The sequence below is a fragment of the Streptomyces sp. NPDC107471 genome (assembly GCF_055582845.1).
The window spans coordinates 786,344-803,352 of the sequence record NZ_JBVJPC010000003.1; the positions used below are offsets into that span (position 1 = coordinate 786,344).

A 17,009-nucleotide genomic window follows, 5' to 3' on the forward strand; every position below is an offset into this window, starting at 1 on the left:
GCGACCGGAAACGCCGGGGAGGACGCGATCGCGTCCTCCCCGGATCTGTTCCTCGCGCGGTTCCTACCTGCCGCGTGCCCGGAGCCGGCGAACCAGCTTCCCGGCCAGCCGCCGCGCCCTGCGGACCAGCGGCTGCCGGGCGGGCCGGGGCGGACGCACGGCCACGATCTCGACCCTGCCCCCCTTCACCCGCAGCGCGAACGGCAGCGGATGGAAGCGGGGCTTCTCCGCGTCGGGCGCAGGGCTCAGCGCGACCCGCCAGGCCGCCCCCGCCAGCTCGCCGACCGGCAGCACCGCCTCCAGGAGGGCCGCGGAGCCCTGGGGACGCAGCGTGCCGGGCACCTTCGCGGGCGCGGCACCGGGCCGGGTCAGTTCGAGCACCACCGGCGTGTCACCGGGCACGTGGAACGGCACCGGCACCTCCACGCGGTCACCGGTGACGGCGACCTCCCCGGGCATGACCTGCCCGAGCCGCAGACGCTCGCCGGCCGTGTCGACGTCCAGGGCGAGAGTGCCCTGCTTCGCGGTCCAGTACGGCAGCACGACCCGGCCGCCCGCCACCCCGGCGTCCGCGGCCGTGTGCCCCTTGAGGGAGACCGGGCCCAGCCGGGACTGCTTGGTCCAGCCGCCCAGCTTGACCCGGACGAACACGTCCCACAGTCCGGCCTCCAGCGGACCGCCGTCGGCCGCGGTGGCCGGATCCAGGGCCGCCGTGCCCCGCAGCACCAGCCGCACCCGGCCGTCCTCGGCCGGGACGGTCTCCCGGGTGAACTCAACGGGCTGGAAGTACTGGGCGGAGCTTGCGCGTTCCCGCAGCAGCAGGTCGACCGTGGCGCGCTTGAAGCCGGCCACGCTGTGGGCGCCGACCCGGTCCACGGCCTCCGCCACGGACGCCGGCGGCTCGGTGATCGGGGCGGCGCTGCCCTCGGCGGGGAACGTCATCGGCGTACCGCGGGAGGCGAGCTCGGCGGACAGGCCGATCCTGAGCACACCCCCGTCCCACTCGACGCCGTCCGGCTCGACCCGGGAGTCCACGGAGGCCTCCCACTCGGCGAACGCGACCAGGTCGTCGAGGCGGCCGTCGGCGATCAGCGCGGCGACGACCTGCTGGGTGGGCTGGAGGCCGGCCGCGACACCGGGTCCGAAGCGCTCGACGACCACACCGCGGATCTCGGTGAAGAGCTCCTTGCGGTAGTCCTCGGGCGCGGCGAGCAGCCGCCTGCCGCGCATCCGCTCGACCATCTCGTTGCGCAGCCAGCGACGGAACAACCGGTCGCGGGTGGGCCCCGGCTCGGTGTACTTCTCGACGACGTCGAGCGCCTCGCGCAGGTTCGCGAAGTAGCCCACCGGGTCGAAGCGCTGGAAGCCCGCGTTGGAGGCGTCGTCCCGCTTGAGGTGGTAGTAGCAGACGTAGTCGCCGAGCACGGAGACGTTGTCCGCGCGCAGGTACGCCTCGGTGACGAAGACGTGGTCCTCCAGCCGGCGCCTGCCCTCGGGGAAGCGCAGGCCGATGCGGTCGAGGAAGGCCCGCCGGAACATCTTGTGCGGGGTCAGGCTGTCGATCAGCGGGGCGTTGTCGACGGTGGCGCGGGGGTGGTTGCGGCGGAACAGCTCCACCGGGACACCGCGCCCCTTGCCGGCCATTTTGCCCACGACGACGTCGGCGCCGTTGGCGACCGCGTAGTCGTACATCCGCTCCAGGGCTTCGTCGCCGAGGTAGTCGTCGTTGTCGACGAACATGACGAATTCGCCGCGGGAGGCCTCGATCCCGACGTTGCGGGGCTTGCCCGACCAGCCCGAGGCCTCCTGGTGGATGACCGTGATGTTCTCCACCTCGGCGGCCAGCGCGTCGAGCCGGGCCGGCGTGCCGTCGGTCGATCCGTCGTTGACGAAGATCGCCTCGTACTCGTCCGGGGGCAGGGACTGCCTGCGCAGCGAGGCGATGCAGTCCTCGATGTAGTTCCCCGGGTTGTAGACGGGGATGACGACGCTGACCTTGACCGGCATCGGTGTCCGGACTCCTTGGGTGGCTTGTGGCTTGCGTCACGGTTCGACGCTTTGTGGGCCGATGTTAACTCCGACGGACAAGTGCCGCGTCGGCAGGCTGCCTTGACCGGCCGTGCACCCGGCGACGGGGTGACGTGCGGCGGATCCGCGACAGCGACGCCGCCGGCGTCCGACGCCGCGATCGTCGTACCTCGCACCTGAAGATGCGCGCGGGCGCCCGTCGGTTCCGTGACAGGACATCGACTTCGACACCGGCACAGGGCGCGCCCCTCATCGGGCGGGGCCGGCCGCCGACCCGTCTAGGGTGGTCCCGTGCGCCTGCTGCTGATGTCCGACACCCACCTGCCCAAGCGCGCCAAGCAACTCCCGGCCCCGCTGCTCGCCGAACTCCCGCACGCCGACGTGGTGTTCCACGCCGGTGACTGGGTCGACACCGCCACGCTCGACCTGCTGGAGAGCCGCAGCGCCCGGCTCGTCGGCGTGTACGGCAACAACGACGGGCCCGAGCTGCGCGCCCGGCTGCCCGAGGTGGCGTACGTCGAACTGGGCGGCCTGAGCTTCGCCGTCGTCCACGAGACCGGGGCCGCCCAGGGGCGCGAGGCCCGCTGTGCCGCCCGCTACCCCGACGCCGACGTGCTGGTCTTCGGCCACAGCCACATTCCCTGGGACACCACCGCGCCCGGCGGACTGCGGCTGCTCAACCCCGGTTCGCCGACCGACCGCCGCCGCCAGCCCCACTGCACCTACATGACCGCCACCGTCGCCGACGGCCGGCTCACGGACGTACGCCTGCACCGCCTGCCGCCCCGGACCGTCTCACCGTAGGCGCACGGGGACCCGTATGGCGTGCCGGTGCACGGCGTGGCTCTCAGCCTGCCCGGCGGTGGTCATGAGATCCGGGCCGCTCCGAGTACAGGGGAACGGCCCGGACGCTACGAGTGTGCGCTTTCACGGACCTCCTTCCCGATCGGAGGCGGGGTGGGGGCTCGGACGCCCTCTCCCGTATGTCGGCGCCTACCCCTCTGGGCGCGCCTCACACCTGGTACGCCTCACTTCTTTCGCAGCCGTCGTCGTAGCCGCGTGACCGCCACCCCCACGACGGCGGCCGCGGCCAGCGCGGCCACCGCCCGCCTGGCGAGCGGTGGGCCGAGCGTGCGCAGCAGGTCGAGCGGCTGGTCGTCGGTCTCCTCGGCCGGTCGGGCCGCCTGCCCGGCCTCCTCGGCCACCCCGGGCTCCGTCTGCGCGGGCTCGGCCAGCCGTTCCGCCAGGCAGTCGGCGAACCGGCCGACCAGCCGGTCGCCGACCTCCGCCAGGACACCCCGGCCGAACTGCGCCGGCCGCCCGGTCACCGCCAGATCCGTCCGCACCGACACGGCCGTACCGCCGTCCCGGGCGGTGAGCGTGCCGGTCACCGTGGCCCGGGCGGTGCCCTGGCCGCGGATCTCCCGGCCGCTCGCGAGCAGCACCAGGCGGTGCGCGGCCTCGTCCTGCTCCTCGAAGACCGCGGTCCCCCGGTACGTCACGGTGATCGGCCCGACCTTGACCTTCACCGAGCCGGTCACGGTCTTGCCGTCGTAGTCCTCGACGCTCGCCCCGGACATGCAGGGCGCGACCCGCTCGATGTCGCGGAGCGCCCGCCAGGCCTCGTCGACCGGGACGGGCACGGTGAACGCGTGGTGCAGTTCCATGGCTACCTCCAGGCAGGCTTCACGCGGGCTTCACGCGGGCGGATGGATCGCCCCCGCCGTCGCCGTCAGCGGGGCACCGCTGCCGCCCCAGCGCAGGGCGACGATCTCGGCGGCCACCGAGACGGCGACCTCCTCCGGGGTGCGGGCCCCGAGGTCGAGACCGACCGGGGAGCGCAGCCGGGACAGCTCGGCCCCGGTCAGGTCCGACGCGGCGAGCCGCGTCATCCGGTCGTCGTGGGTACGGCGGCTGCCCATCGCCCCGATGTACGCCGCCGGCCGGCGCAGCGCCTCCTCCAGCAGGGGCACGTCGAACTTGGGATCGTGGGTCAGGACGCAGATCACGGTGCGCTCGTCGGTGGCGGTGCCGGCGAGGTAGCGGTGCGGCCAGTCCACGACGACCTCCACGCCCTCGGGGAAGCGCTTGGGCGTGGCGAAGACCGGGCGGGCGTCGCACACGGTGACCCGGTAGCCGAGGAACGCGCCGATGCGGGCGACGGCGGCCGCGTAGTCGATCGCGCCGAAGACCAGCATGCGGGGCGGCGGCGCGAAGGAGTGCAGGAAGACGCCGACCGCGTCCTCGCGCCGCTCCCCGCGCGGGCCGTAGTGCCTCAACCCCGTGGCGCCCAGGGCCAGTTCACCCCGTGCGTCGGCGGTGACCGCCACGTCGAGACCGGTGCTGCCGAGGGTGCCCGCGACCCGGCCCGGCCACACGGCGAGCGTGGCACCGCGCGGTGCGGGTCCGTCGGTCACCGTCGCCACGGTCACCGGGCGGCCCCCGGCGACCGACTCGGCGATGTCGGCGAACGCGGGATCGAGGGCGGCCGTCACGGGCCGTACCAGAACGGTGATCTCCCCGCCGCAGGTGAGCCCCACCGCGAAGGCGTCCTCGTCGCTGTACCCGAAGGTCTCCAGTCGGGCCTCGCCGCTCGCCACGACCTCCTGCGCCAGCTCGAAGACGGCCCCTTCGACACAGCCGCCGGACACACTGCCGACGACCTCGTCGTCCCGCCCGACCGCCATGGCCGCGCCCGGGTCGCGGGGCGCGCTCCGGCTCGTCGCGACGACCGTGGCCAGCCCGAACGGCAGCCCCGCCGTGTACCAGCCGTTCAGCACCGGGAGGATGTCACGCATCGTCGGCTCCTTTCACCACCGCCGCCAGACGCTCCAGCGCGGCCAGGCTGTGCCCCTCGACGAACGCGTCCACGCTCGGCAGCGCGGCCGCCATTCCGGCCGCCAGGGGCGCGTAACCGGGGCGCGCCTTGAGCGGATTGGCCCAGATCACCCGGTGCGCCAGCCGGTGCAAGCGTCGCATCTGGGCCGCGAGCAGCTCCGGATCGCCACGCTCCCAGCCGTCCGACAGCACCACCACGACCGCCCCGCGTGCGGTGCCCCGCTGCCCCCAGCGGTCCAGGAACTCGCGCAGCAGCTCACCGAGCCGGGTGCCCCCGCGCCAGTCGGGCACCGCCCCGGCGAGCGCCGCCATCGCCCGGTCCGGATCGCGGTGCGAGAGCTCCCGGGTGACGCGGGTCAACCGGGTGGCGAGCGTGAACACCTCGGTACGGGTACCGCGGGCGGCCGCGTGGGCGAAGCGCAGCAGGGCGTCGGCGTACGGCGCCATCGAGCCGCTGACGTCGACGAGCAGGACGACCCGGCGGGGCCGCTCGGTGCGTTGCCGGTACCGCGGCTCGGACGGTTCCCCGCCGCGTCGCAGCAGCTCCCGCACAGTGCGGCGCGGGTCGACACCGCCGTGTCGCGCAGGTCGGCGCCGGGCCGTACGCCGTGCCTGGCCGGGCAGTGCGAGCGCGGTCAGCAGCCGTCGGAGGACCGCGCGCTCGGCGGGGTCCAGATCGGCGATGTCCCGGTGGCGCAGCACCTCGGCGGAACTGGCGAGGACGGCCGCCGCCGGGAGACCGGGCTCGGCTCCCGTACGTGCGGGGCGTTCCGCCGTCCCCTCCCGGACGGTGAGGCGCACACCTCGCGGGGGGAGGCCGGCCGGCTGCGGGGCGGGTGCGATGCCGGCGAAGCAGGCCGCGAACACCCGGTCGTAGCGCTCCAGGTCGTCGTGGCCCGCGCACAAGGTCAGTCGCCCCGCCCAGTAGACCCGGGCCGGGCCGAGCTCGGCCGTCGCCCGCAGGAAGGCGTGCACGCGCTCGGGGCTCGCGTCGACGCCGGCGGTCCGCAGGGCGTAGACGAAGGAGAGGAGGACGGCGTCGGCCCGTTCCGTGCCCGTCACCGTGATCACGTGTCCCGCCGGGCCACCAGCAGCTCGCGGGCCCGCTCCGTGTCCTCCCGGTACTTCAGCACCGAGCCCAGCGTCGCCACCGCACGTTCCGTGTCCACCTCGCGCGCCCCGAGCGCGTCCAGTGCCTCGGTCCAGTCGATCGTCTCGGCCACCCCGGGCGGCTTGAGCAGGTCCTGCGCGCGCAGGGTCTGCACCAGCGCGGTCACCTGCTCCGCCAGCCGGGCCGACACGCCGGGCAACCGCCGCCGCACGATGGCCAGTTCACGGTCGAAGCCGGGATGCTCGAACCAGTGGTACAGGCAGCGGCGCTTCAACGCGTCGTGCACCTCACGGGTCCGGTTGGAGGTGAGGACGACCACCGGCGGCACCCGGGCCCGCACGGTGCCCAGCTCCGGGACGGTCACCGAGAACTCCGACAGCAGCTCCAGCAGGAACGCCTCGAACTCGTCGTCGGCCCGGTCGATCTCGTCGATCAGCAGGACCGACGGCCAGGTCTCCAGGGCCCGCAGCAACGGCCGGGCGAGCAGGAACCGGCGGTCGTACAGCTCGCCCTCCAGCCGGTCGGCGTCCACGGCCCCGGCCGCCTCCGCGGCCCGCAGGTGCAGGAGCTGACGGGGGAAGTCCCAGTCGTACAGGGCTTGTGCGGCGTCGATGCCCTCGTGGCACTGGAGCCGGATCAGCGGGGCGTCGAGCGCCTCGGCGAGGGCGGCGGCCAGCGCTGTCTTGCCGACACCGGCGTCGCCCTCGCAGAACAGCGGTCGGTGCAGCCGCAGCGCGAGGAAGCAGGCGATCGCCAGCCCGTCGTCGACGAGATACCCGGTCTCCTCCAGGCGGGCCCGTACGTCGCCCGGCTCCTCGACGCCCCGGATGCGGTTCACCCCATTCCCGCGGCGGCCAGCACCGCCCGCCTGGTCAGCACCCGCGCGAGATGCGCACGGTAGGCGGGGGACCCGGACAGGTCCTGCGCGGGGCCGGTCCCCTCGGCCGCCGACTCCGCGGCCCGCGCCACGGCCTCGGCGTCCGCGCTGCCGGGCAGGGCCTCCTCGGTGGCCGTGGCGCGCAGGGGAGTGGACCCCATGTTGGTCAGTCCGACACGGGCCTCGGCGATGTGCCCGTCGTCCCGCCGCCGGACCAGCGCGGCCACGCCGACGACCGCCCAGGACTGCGCCGAGCGGTGGAACTTCTCGTAGTGGAAGCCCCAGCCGTCGGCCTTCGGAATGCGGATCTCCACCAGCAGTTCGTCGGGCTCGAGCGCGCTCTGGAGGTAGTCGACGAAGAACTCCCGGGCGGGGATGGCCCGCCGGCCGCCCGGACCCGCGGCGATCAGCTCCGCGTCCAGGGCGAGCGCGACGGCGGGCAGGTCCCCGGCCGGGTCGGCGTGCGCGAGCGAGCCGCCGACGGTGCCCCGGTGGCGTACGGCGGGATCGCCGACCCCGGCCGCGGCGGCGGCCAGCAGGCCCGCGTGCCGGCGGACGAGCGGGTCGCGGATCACGTCGTGGTGCGTGGTGAGCGCGCCGACGACGAGCGTCGCGCCCTCCTCGCGCACCCCGGCAAGCCCGGGGACGCGTCCGACGTCCACGACCAGTTCGGGAAAGGCGAGGCGGAGCCTGAGCAGCGGCAGCAGACTCTGCCCGCCGGCCAGCACCTTGGCGTCCTCGCCGCCCTTGGCGAGCACGCGTACCGTCTCCTCGACGCTGCCGGGGCGGGCGTACTCGAAGCTGGGAGGAATCATGCCGAGGCCTCCTTCAGGGCCTGCCAGACCCGCTCGGGCGTGCAGGGCATCCGCACGTCCCGCACGCCGAGCGGTCGCAGCGCGTCCACGACCGCGCCGACTACGGCCGGGGTGGAGGCGATGGTGCCGGCCTCGCCGACTCCCTTGACGCCCAGAGGGTTCGTGGTCGCGGGGGTCTGCGTGCGTTCCGTCACGAAGTCGGGCAGGTCGGGGGCCGACGGCACCAGGTAGTCGGCCATCGTGCCGGAGACGAGGTTGCCCTCGTCGTCGTAGACCGCTTCCTCGTACAGGGCCTGGGCGATGCCCTGGGCGAGGCCGCCGTGCACCTGGCCCTCGACGATCATCGGGTTGATCACCCGGCCGACGTCGTCGACGGCGACGTACGACCTGATCCGGGTCAGCCCGGTCTCGGTGTCGACCTCGACCGCGCACAGGTGGGTGCCGTGCGGGTAGGAGAAGTCGTCCGGGTCCGTCAGGTGCCCCGCGTTGATGGTGGGCTCCACGCCGTCGGGCAGGTCGTGCGAGGTGAACGTCTCGAAGGCGATCTCCTGGATGGTCCTGCGCGCCTCGGGCGACCCCTTCACGGAGAAGACGCCGTCGGTGAACTCCAGGTCCCGCTCGCTCGCCTCGAGCAGGTGCGCGGCGACCCTGCGGGCCTTGTCGACGACCTTCGTGGCCGCGTGGTGCACGGCGGTGCCGCCGACCACCAGCGACCGCGAGCCGTAGGTGTCCATGCCCTGCGGTGCCGCCCGGGTGTCCCCGTGCACCACCTGGACGTCCTCGAAGGGCACCCCGAGCACGTCGGCGGCGATCTGGCTCCAACTGGTCACGTGTCCCTGGCCGTGCGGACTGGTCCCGGTGACCACCTCGACCTTGCCGGTCGGCAGCATGCGCACGCTCGCCGCCTCCCAGCCGCCGGCCGCGTACCTGAGGTCCCGCAGCACCCGGCTCGGCGCCAGCCCGCACATCTCGGTGTACGTCGACACCCCGATCCCGAGCCGTACGGTGTCGCCCCGCTGGTTGCGGTCCGCCTGCTCGGCGCGCAGCTTGTCGTAGTCGAACAGCGCGAGCGCCCTGTCGGTCGCGGCCTCGTAGTTGCCGCTGTCGTAGGTGAGACCCGCGATGGTGGTGTACGGGAACTCCTCGTGGCGGATCCAGTTGCGGCGCCGCAACTCCACCGGGTCTAGGCCGAGTTCGACGGCCAGCTCGTCCATGATCCGCTCGATGGCGAACGTGGCCTCCGGGCGGCCGGCGCCGCGGTAGGCGTCCGTCGGCGTCCTGGTCGTGAAGACGCCGGTGACGTTCAGCTCGTAGGAGTCCATCTTGTAGATGCCCGGGTACATGAACGCGCCCAGGATCGGGATGCCCGGGGTGACCAGCATCAGGTAGGCGCCCATGTCGACGAGCAGGTCGGCCTTGAGGCCCAGCAGCCAGCCGTCGCGGTTCGCGGCGATCTCGACGTCCTGGATCATGCCCCGCCCGTGGTGGGTGGCGAGGTAGCCCTCGGAGCGCGACTCGGTCCACTTGACGGGCCGTCCGAGGCGGCGTGCGACCGCGAGGGCGATCGCCTCCTCGCCGTACACCTGGAGCTTGGAGCCGAAGCCGCCGCCCACGTCCGGGGCGACCACCCGCAGTTTGTGCTCGGGCACGCCGGTGACCACGGCGAGCATGACCCGCAGGATGTGCGGGATCTGCGTGGAGGAGTGGACCGTGTACTCGTCGGACGCGGCGATGGGGGTGACGACGACCGCGCGCGGTTCCATGGCGTTGGGGATGAGCCGCTGCTGGTGGTAGCGGCGCCTGAGGGTCACCTCGGCGCGCTGGCGTACCGCCGCGAAGTCCTCGCCGGTGTGCAGCGGCCAGTCGTAGCAGCGGTTGGTGCCCTTGTCGGAGTGGACGAGGGGGGAGTCCTCGGCCAGTGCCGCCTCCAGGTCCAGGACCGGGGGCAGCGGTGTGTACTCGACCTCGACCGCCTCCAGGGCGTCGGCGGCCGCGTACCGGTCGCGGGCGACCACCACGGCCACCGGGTCACCGGCGTGGCGCACCTCGTGCACCGCGATCGGCGGGTGGTCGGGCAGCACGATGTCCTCGGTCACCGGCCAGGCGCAGGGCAGCGATCCCAGGCCCGCCGCGAGGTCCGCGCCGCTGAACGCGGCGACCACGCCGGGCCGTTCGAGGGCGGGGGAGACGTCGACGCGGTCCACGCGCGCGTGTGCCATGGGGCTGCGAAGGATCGCGAGGTGGAGCAGCCCGTTGGAGTCGATGTTGTCCGTCCAGCGCGTCTGCCCGGTGAGGAGCCGGGCGTCTTCCTTGCGCAGCCGGGCGGTGCCGACCTCGCTCATGTGGTCATCCCCTGGTCGGCCGCGGCCAGGACGGCCCGCACGATGTTCTGGTAGCCCGTGCAGCGGCAGAGGTTGCCCTCCAGGGCGTGACGCACCTCGTCCGAGGTCGGGTGCGGGTTCTCGCGGAGCAGATCGCGCGCCGCCATGAGCATGCCTGGAGTGCAGTAGCCGCACTGGAGGGCGTGCCGCTCGTGGAAGGCGCGCTGGAGGCCGGTCCACTCGCCGTTGCGGCCCAGCCCCTCCACGGTGGTCACTTCGCTCCCGTCCGCCTGGACGGCGAGCACCGAGCAGCTCTTGACGGTCGCCCCGTCCAGATCGACCGTGCAGGCCCCGCAGTTGGAGGTGTCGCAGCCGATGGGAGTGCCGGTCAGGCCCAGCCTGTCGCGCAGGTAGTGGATCAGCAGAAGACGAGGTTCCACCTCGTCCTGATACACCGTGCCGTCCACTTTCACCGAGATACGGGTCATGTGCCCTCCCAGGACCACGGACGTGATGTGCGTCACTCTAGGACCGCTCCGGGGAGGGGGCGAGAGTCGGGACGCGACTGGTTGAGCGTTAATCCGTTGCCGTCGACGGTTCGCGCCTGCTGCACTTCAGAGGTCTTTGCCCGCGCACGATCCAGGAGCCGTCATGCGCACTGCGTCCATGTCCGTCCCGGAAGGAATCTCCCTCGCTGCAAAGGACATGACGCTTCGTGCACCTGCTCAACCTCGGGATCCTCGCCCACGTCGACGCCGGTAAGACCAGCCTGACCGAGCGGCTGCTGCACTCGGCCGGAGTCATCGACGAGATCGGCAGCGTCGACGCCGGCAGCACACAGACCGACACCCTCGCGCTGGAGCGCCGGCGGGGGATCACCATCAAGTCGGCCGTCGTCTCCTTCGCGGTGGACGACACGACCGTCAACCTCATCGACACCCCCGGCCACCCGGACTTCATCGCCGAGGTGGAGCGGGTCCTCGGCGTCCTCGACGGAGCGGTCCTGGTGGTCTCGGCCGTCGAGGGCGTCCAGGCGCAGACCCGGGTCCTGATGCGGACCCTCCAGCGGCTGCGCATCCCCACCCTCGTCTTCGTCAACAAGATCGACCGCCGCGGAGCACGTTACGACGCTGTCCTGCGGGCCCTCGCCGAGCGGCTCACTCCGGCGATCGTGCCGATGGGGACGGTGTCCGGCCCCGGCACCCGGGACGCCCGGTTCCGTGCGGGCATCGGCGCCTACGACGTCCTCACCGACCATGACGACGACCTGCTGACGGCCTGGGTCGAGGGGCGGGTCGACGAAGGGCTGCTGCGCGGGGCACTGGCCGCGCAGACCGGGCGGGCCCTGGTGCACCCGGTGTACTTCGGGTCGGCGGCCACGGGAGCGGGCGTGCCCGAACTGATCACCGGCATCCGGGAGTTGCTGCCCGCCGCCGACGGCGACCCGGAAGGGCCCGTCTCCGGCACGGTGTTCAAGGTCGAGCGGGGGCCCGCGGGGGAGAAGATCGCGTACGCGCGCCTGTTCTCCGGCACCCTCGGCATCCGCGACAGAGTGCCGTTCGGCGAGGCGCGCACGGAGGGCCGTGTCACCGCGATCAGCGTCTTCGACGGCGGCACCGAGGTCCCTCGGGAGGCGGTCCCGGCGGGCCGGATCGCCAGGCTCCGGGGCCTCGCCGACATCCGGGTGGGCGACGCCCTCGGCGAACCGCGCGCGGCCCACGGCCACTTCTTCGCCCCGCCCTCCCTCGAGACGGTCGTCGTGCCGGGCCCGGACACGGACGCCAGGTCCCTCCACCTCGCCCTGACCCGGCTCGCCGAGCAGGACCCGCTGATCGGCCTGCGCCACGACGAGGTCCGCCAGGAGACCTCCGTCTCCCTGTACGGCGAGGTTCAGAAGGAGGTCGTCCAGGCCACGCTCGCCGAGGAGTTCGGCCTCGGCGTCGCCTTCCGCGAGACCACGCCCCTGTGCGTCGAGCGGCCGGCCGGGACGGGCGAGGCCGCCGAGTTCGTCAAGAAGGACGGCAACCCCTTCCTCGCCACCGTCGGTCTGCGTGTCGACCCGGCGCCGGTCGGCTCGGGCGTGGCCTTCCGGCTGGAGGTGGAGCTCGGGGCCATGCCGTACGCCTTCTTCAAGGCCGTCGAGGACACCGTGCGCGAGACCCTCGGGCAGGGCCTCGCCGGCTGGCAGGTCACCGACTGCACGGTCACCCTGACCCGTTGCGGCTACTGCCCCCGGCAGAGCCACGCCCACCAGGGCTTCGACAAGAGCATGTCCAGCACCGGGGCCGACTTCCGGGGCCTGACCCCGCTGGTCCTGGCCGAGGCGCTGCGCCGGGCGGGCACCCAGGTGTACGAGCCGATGCACCGCTTCCGTATCGAGGCTCCGGCCGACACCCTCGGCGCCCTGCTGCCGGTGTTGGCGGCGCTGCGGGGCGTGCCGCGGACGACCGGGACCCGGGGCGACCGGTGCGTCCTGGAGGGTGCGGTACCGGCCGCCCGGGTGCACGGCCTGGAGCAGCGGCTGCCCGGACTGACGCGCGGCGAGGGGGAGTTGGAGAGCGGCTTCGACCACTACGCGCCGGTCTCGCACGGAACCGTTCCGCGGCGCCCACGCAGTGATCACAACCCCCTCAACCGGAAGGAGTACCTGTTGAACGTGACGCGTCGCGTCGGCGGATGAGGCGTCGCAGGCGGCGAAAGTGAAACTTACTCATCAGTCAGATGGTGTTGACGTTGTACCGAAATGGCCGGACTGTAATGGACATGCCGAATAAACGCGCACGTCTGCTCGTTGTTCTGGTTGTCCTCTGTGGATTCCTGACGGTCGCGGGTGCCCGGCCCGCCCCCGCCGCCGCCCTCACCGACTCCCTGCCGTTCGACGACACGCCCCTCACCGTCCAGAACGGACGGTTCGTCGACGGCAACGGCCGCGAGGTCGTGCTGCGCGGCTACAACGTCTCCGGCGAGACCAAGCTCGCCGAGAACAAGGGCCTGCCCTTCGCCTCGGTCGCCGACGCCAGGAAGTCGGCCACCGCGCTCAGAGCCCTCGGCGGCGGCAACTCCGTGCGCTTCCTGCTCTCGTGGGCCGCCGCGGAGCCGGTGAAGGGCCAGGTCGACAGCGCCTACCTGGCGAACGCCACCGCGCAGATGCGGGCGTTCCTCGACGCGGGCATCCGCGTCTACCCCGACTTCCACCAGGACCTGTACTCCCGCTGGCTCTTCAACTCGGGCAGTTGGTACACCGGCGACGGCGCCCCCGCGTGGGCCGTGGCGCTCGGCGGCTACCCCGCCGAGTCCTGCGGCATCTGCCTGCTGTGGGGCCAGAACATCACCCAGAACGGCGCGGTGAAGGCGGCCCAGTACGACTTCTGGCACAACAGGTACGGCCTCCAGGACGCCTTCCTGGCCACCGCCCAGAAGACCATGGCGTACCTCAAGGCCAACCTCAGCGCCGGGGAGTTCGCCGGAGTGGTCGGCTTCGACCCCTACAACGAGCCCTACGCCGGCACGTACGACTCCGGGCAGAACAGCCGCACCTGGGAACGCGACCTGCTCTGGCCCTTCTACGTGAGGTTCCGGGACCGGATGGACGCGGCGGGCTGGACGGACAAGCCCGCCCTGGTCGAGCCCAACCTCTTCTGGAACGGCAACGTCAGCAAGGAGGAGGGCGGCCTCCTCGACGCCGGCACGCTCGGCTCCCGGTACGTCTTCAACACCCACTTCTACGACCAGAAGGCCATCTCCGGCATCCTGATGTGGGGCAACGCCTCCGACGGGCAGTACGCCGGCGACTTCGGCACGGTACGCGACCGCGCGGCGGCGGCCGGGACGACGGCCGTGGTCAGCGAGTTCGGACACCCCCTGAACGGCTCGACCGCCGGCAAGGCGCCGACCGTCCTCAAGGCCATGTACCAGGCCCTCGACTCCCGGGTGAAGGGCGCCGGATGGTGGTCCGCGCCCGCCGGTTCGGGGCCCGTCCTCTCCGGCAGCCAGTGGCAGTGGGACATCTACAACGGCCGTCACCACGAGCTGATGAACGACAACCCCGACAAGGTGAAGAGCTCGGGCGACGCCTGGAACGACGAGGACCTGTCGGCCGTGCGGCTCGACGACTCCGGCACGGCGGTGCTCCGCCAGGACGCCCGGCTCCTCGACCGGGTCTACCCCGGCGCCACCTCGGGCACGACGGCCGCCTTCACCTACGAGGACCGCTCGCGCGACGGCTCCACGACCCTGACCTGGAACCCGGTACCGAGCACGCTCCCCGCGGTGTCGTCCCTGGTCGGGGCCGGTCAGTACGCGGTGCTGGTGTGGCGCTCGGCGAGCGGCTCGGCGCCCACCGAGCTCCACCTGCCGGCCTCCTTCCCGACCGCGACGACCACGGTGGTCTCCGACCTGGGCACCGTCCACGGCCCGGCCGCCTACATCTCGTCGGCGCCGGTCGGCGCGGCTCCCGAACCCGGTGGCACGGGCAGCCGCCGGCTGCTCCTCACCGACTCGGACTCCGGCGTCCTGCACTACGCGCTGGTGACCAACGGGGCCGCGGCGCCCTCCGCGTCCGCGCTGAGCGCGGCCCAGGCGGAGCTGGCGGCCTGGGTCGCGCAGAAGTTCGGCTGAGCACAGCGGGACCGGCTTGGCCCGGGACCGACACCCGAAAGCCGGGTACGCCTCCGCGTCGAGGCGTACCCGGCTCCGAGGGTCCCGGACGCTCCCGGCCTACGAGGAGGGGCTGGTCCAGTCCGCGGCCACGTGGCCCAGCCGCACGCGCTGCGGGTGGTCGCCCACCGGCACGGACGCCGTCTTCTGCCCGGTCGCGAAGTCGATCGCGGTGACCTGGTCGGCACCGCTCTCGGACACGACACAGCTCTTGCCGTCGCCGCTGACGGTCGCCCAGTACGGCTTCGAGGCGGGCACGAGCGGGCCCTCCTGGAGGGTGGCGCGGTTCACGACGGTCGCGTAGTCGTCCATGGTGCCCGCGACACACAGCTTGCTGCCGTCCGGGCTCATCGAAAGGCCGTGGTGGCGCGAGTCGTTGACCATGGTGGTGCGGTCGTCGCTGGTCGCCGGGTTCTTCGGCAGGGTCTTGGTGCGGGTGATCCTGTCGGTGGCGAGGTCGTACTCGAAGAAGCCGTTGAAGAACGACACCTGGAAGTACAGCTTGGACTCGTCCGGCGAGAACACGGCCGGACGGACGGCGTCCGAGTAGTCCGTGAGGCCGATCGCGTTCAGCCTGTCCCGCATGTCGATGGTCCTGACCTGCTTGTAGGTGGTCGCGTCCACCACCGTGATGTGCCGGTCGCCCTTCGTCCAGTCCAGCCAGGGCGCGTCGGAGTCGGTGTTCACGTCGCCGATCGCCATGTTCCAGATGTACTTGCCGTCCTTGCTGAAGATGTTCTCGTGCGGCTTGTCGCCGGTGGCGAACGAGCCGAGCTGCTGACCTGTGGTGATGTTCAGCACGTGCACGGTGTTCGCGGTGGAGGCGGAGACCGCGACCCGGGTGCCGTCGGGGGAGACCGCCATGTGGTCGGCGCGGTACCCCGAGACCTTGAAGCGCCAGTTGATCTTCCCGGTGGCCAGGTCGATCGACACCACGTCCGCGAAGCTCGGCCGTGAGACGACGACCGACCTGCCGTCCGGCGTGGAGTACATGTCGTCGACGAACTGGTCGTGGCCCTCGCCGACGCTGTTGCGGATCGCCATGAAGTAGATCCACTTGATCGGGTCGGCGTTGATCTCCGCCATCCGCGCGTCCTTGTCGGGGATGACGTTGATCCGGCCGATTTTCGCCGGGTCGCCGGAGGACTTGATGACCTCGGCGGTGCCGTCCCAGTTGTTGCCCACGAACAGCACCTCGCGCAGGGCGGCGGGGTCCGCGGCGGAGGCGACGGTCGCGGGGACGGTGGCGGTCAGGACGACGGCGGCGGCCATGGCACACAGGCGTCCGGGCTTGAGAACAGGCATGGCGGGTCTCCCTCGGGGCGGCTCATGACAGGGGCATGCCAAGACGGCGAAACTGAAGACGCGTGCTTTCAGAGTCAACTTACTGCAAAGTAAGGAAGGTGTGCCCTTCTCCACAAGACTGCGTGCACGACAAAATTGGCGCTCATACGGGAGGCCGGACGCTCCGGCCCGGGTGGGAGGTTCGGTGACGGGCAGGCTCAAGGCCCCGACCGGTCGCTACGGCGGCAAGACAGCCGCGGAGCGGCAGGCCGAGCGGCGCCGCCGCTTCCTGGACGCGGCGCTCCAGCTCTTCGGGGACGCGCCCGGTTACCGCGCCACGACCGTCGCGGCCCTCAGCGAGGCCGCGGGCCTGTCCACCCGCCAGTTCTACGAGGAGTTCCGCACCCTTGAGGACGTTTTGGCCGCGCTTCATCTGGAGGTCAACGACTGGGCGACGGCGGCCGTGATGGCCGCGGTGGCCGACGCGGACCACATGCCGCTCGCCGAGCGCGCGGCCGCGATCTTCCGGGCGTACGCGGCGAGCGTCACATCCGATCCCCGCCGGGTGCGGATCACGTTCGTCGAGATCATCGGCGTCAGCGCGCGGCTCGAGGAGCAGCGGCTGGCCCGTCGGGCGCACTGGGTCGACCTGGTCTGCGCCGAGGCGGACCGGGCCGTCGCGCGGGGCGAGGCGGCCCGGCGGGACTACCGGCTCGCGGCGACCGGCTTCATCGGCAGCGTCAACGGGCTGCTGCACGACTGGAACGCCGGATGGGTGGACGCCACCCTGGACGAGGTGGTGGAGGAACTGGTCCGCCAGTTGCTGGGCATCCTGCGGCCGCCCGGGTGGGACACGGGCCGGGAGTGAGCGGGCCGTCCCGACCCTCGTGACGCGCACCCCTCGCGGCAGCCGACGCTGATCCACTGGGACGTTGATCGTCGAAGAAGACCACGACGGCGAGTCCCGCCACGACCGGCAGCCCATCGGGACGCTCCAGGGGTCGGACCCGGGGCAGGTCGCCCCCCTCGGGACGGCCTCCAGGACGCTCGGACCCGCGCTCCGGCCGGCGGACCGGTGC

General features: G+C 72.6%; 13 protein-coding genes and 1 pseudogene. 5 read left to right on the forward strand and 9 right to left on the reverse strand.

Annotated elements, in window-relative coordinates:
- Nucleotides 1-63: 63 nt before the first annotated feature.
- Complete coding sequence (locus ACZ66S_RS13110) at nucleotides 64-2,007, reverse strand: glycosyltransferase family 2 protein (protein WP_469901571.1); 1,944 nt, start codon at nucleotides 2,005-2,007, stop codon at nucleotides 64-66.
- Between the two features lie 312 nt (nucleotides 2,008-2,319).
- Between ACZ66S_RS13110 and ACZ66S_RS13115 the strand changes: the two genes are divergently transcribed.
- The gene (locus ACZ66S_RS13115; RefSeq protein ID WP_469901572.1) at nucleotides 2,320-2,832 is read left to right on the forward strand and encodes a metallophosphoesterase family protein; all 513 of its coding nucleotides are present in this window, start codon (nucleotides 2,320-2,322) and stop codon (nucleotides 2,830-2,832) included.
- Between the two features lie 224 nt (nucleotides 2,833-3,056).
- Here ACZ66S_RS13115 and ACZ66S_RS13120 read toward each other — a convergent pair whose 3' ends face one another.
- Genes ACZ66S_RS13120 through ACZ66S_RS13150 form a run of 7 tightly spaced genes read right to left on the reverse strand, consistent with a single transcriptional unit; the run spans nucleotide 3,057 to nucleotide 10,478 of the window.
- The gene (locus ACZ66S_RS13120; protein WP_469901573.1) at nucleotides 3,057-3,695 is read right to left on the reverse strand and encodes an SRPBCC family protein; all 639 of its coding nucleotides are present in this window, start codon (nucleotides 3,693-3,695) and stop codon (nucleotides 3,057-3,059) included.
- A 30-nt stretch (nucleotides 3,696-3,725) separates the two neighbouring features.
- Entirely contained in the window at nucleotides 3,726-4,826 is a 1,101-nt protein-coding gene (locus ACZ66S_RS13125) for an XdhC family protein (RefSeq protein ID WP_469901574.1), read from the reverse strand.
- Nucleotides 4,819-5,928, reverse strand: coding sequence for a vWA domain-containing protein (locus tag ACZ66S_RS13130; protein ID WP_469901740.1), 1,110 nt, complete (start codon nucleotides 5,926-5,928; stop codon nucleotides 4,819-4,821). The genes ACZ66S_RS13125 and ACZ66S_RS13130 overlap by 8 nt, the downstream gene beginning before the upstream one ends.
- Before the next feature lie 5 nt (nucleotides 5,929-5,933).
- The gene (locus ACZ66S_RS13135) at nucleotides 5,934-6,815 is read right to left on the reverse strand and encodes an AAA family ATPase (RefSeq protein ID WP_469901575.1); all 882 of its coding nucleotides are present in this window, start codon (nucleotides 6,813-6,815) and stop codon (nucleotides 5,934-5,936) included.
- Entirely contained in the window at nucleotides 6,812-7,669 is an 858-nt protein-coding gene (locus tag ACZ66S_RS13140) for an FAD binding domain-containing protein (RefSeq protein WP_469901576.1), read from the reverse strand. Before ACZ66S_RS13140 ends, ACZ66S_RS13135 begins: the two co-directional genes overlap by 4 nt.
- Nucleotides 7,666-10,011, reverse strand: coding sequence for a xanthine dehydrogenase family protein molybdopterin-binding subunit (locus ACZ66S_RS13145; protein ID WP_469901577.1), 2,346 nt, complete (start codon nucleotides 10,009-10,011; stop codon nucleotides 7,666-7,668). The genes ACZ66S_RS13140 and ACZ66S_RS13145 overlap by 4 nt, the downstream gene beginning before the upstream one ends.
- Nucleotides 10,008-10,478, reverse strand: a complete 471-nt coding sequence (locus ACZ66S_RS13150) for a (2Fe-2S)-binding protein (protein ID WP_469901578.1) — start codon at nucleotides 10,476-10,478, stop codon at nucleotides 10,008-10,010. The genes ACZ66S_RS13145 and ACZ66S_RS13150 overlap by 4 nt, the downstream gene beginning before the upstream one ends.
- Before the next feature lie 227 nt (nucleotides 10,479-10,705).
- On the opposite strand from ACZ66S_RS13150, the gene ACZ66S_RS13155 reads away from it, so the two are divergent.
- Nucleotides 10,706-12,670 (forward strand): GTP-binding protein, encoded by a 1,965-nt coding sequence (locus ACZ66S_RS13155; RefSeq protein WP_469901579.1) that lies wholly within the window; start codon nucleotides 10,706-10,708, stop codon nucleotides 12,668-12,670.
- Nucleotides 12,671-12,747: 77 nt separating this feature from the next.
- Entirely contained in the window at nucleotides 12,748-14,607 is a 1,860-nt protein-coding gene (locus tag ACZ66S_RS13160) for a cellulase family glycosylhydrolase (protein WP_469901580.1), read from the forward strand.
- 99 nt (nucleotides 14,608-14,706) lie between these two features.
- Here ACZ66S_RS13160 and ACZ66S_RS13165 read toward each other — a convergent pair whose 3' ends face one another.
- Complete coding sequence (locus ACZ66S_RS13165) at nucleotides 14,707-15,951, reverse strand: YncE family protein (RefSeq protein WP_469901581.1); 1,245 nt, start codon at nucleotides 15,949-15,951, stop codon at nucleotides 14,707-14,709.
- A gap of 184 nt (nucleotides 15,952-16,135) precedes the next feature.
- Here ACZ66S_RS13165 and ACZ66S_RS13170 point away from each other — a divergent pair, with 184 nt between their 5' ends.
- Complete coding sequence (locus tag ACZ66S_RS13170) at nucleotides 16,136-16,798, forward strand: TetR/AcrR family transcriptional regulator (protein WP_469901582.1); 663 nt, start codon at nucleotides 16,136-16,138, stop codon at nucleotides 16,796-16,798.
- Between the two features lie 58 nt (nucleotides 16,799-16,856).
- Nucleotides 16,857-16,994, forward strand: a pseudogene (locus ACZ66S_RS13175) (PLP-dependent aminotransferase family protein); the annotation flags it as partial.
- Nucleotides 16,995-17,009: the final 15 nt, after the last annotated feature.

Excerpts from the sequence above, each read along its gene's own strand:
- ACZ66S_RS13110 (WP_469901571.1), bottom strand. The coding sequence starts at position 2,007 with ATGCCGGTCAAGGTCAGCGTCGTCATCCCCGTCTACAACCCGGGGAAC.
- ACZ66S_RS13120 (WP_469901573.1), bottom strand. The coding sequence starts at position 3,695 with ATGGAACTGCACCACGCGTTCACCGTGCCCGTCCCGGTCGACGAGGCC.
- ACZ66S_RS13125 (WP_469901574.1), bottom strand. The coding sequence starts at position 4,826 with ATGCGTGACATCCTCCCGGTGCTGAACGGCTGGTACACGGCGGGGCTG.
- ACZ66S_RS13140 (WP_469901576.1), bottom strand. The coding sequence starts at position 7,669 with ATGATTCCTCCCAGCTTCGAGTACGCCCGCCCCGGCAGCGTCGAGGAG.
- ACZ66S_RS13145 (WP_469901577.1), bottom strand. The coding sequence starts at position 10,011 with ATGAGCGAGGTCGGCACCGCCCGGCTGCGCAAGGAAGACGCCCGGCTC.
- ACZ66S_RS13150 (WP_469901578.1), bottom strand. The coding sequence starts at position 10,478 with ATGACCCGTATCTCGGTGAAAGTGGACGGCACGGTGTATCAGGACGAG.
- ACZ66S_RS13160 (WP_469901580.1), top strand. The coding sequence starts at position 12,748 with ATGGACATGCCGAATAAACGCGCACGTCTGCTCGTTGTTCTGGTTGTC.
- ACZ66S_RS13165 (WP_469901581.1), bottom strand. The coding sequence starts at position 15,951 with ATGCCTGTTCTCAAGCCCGGACGCCTGTGTGCCATGGCCGCCGCCGTC.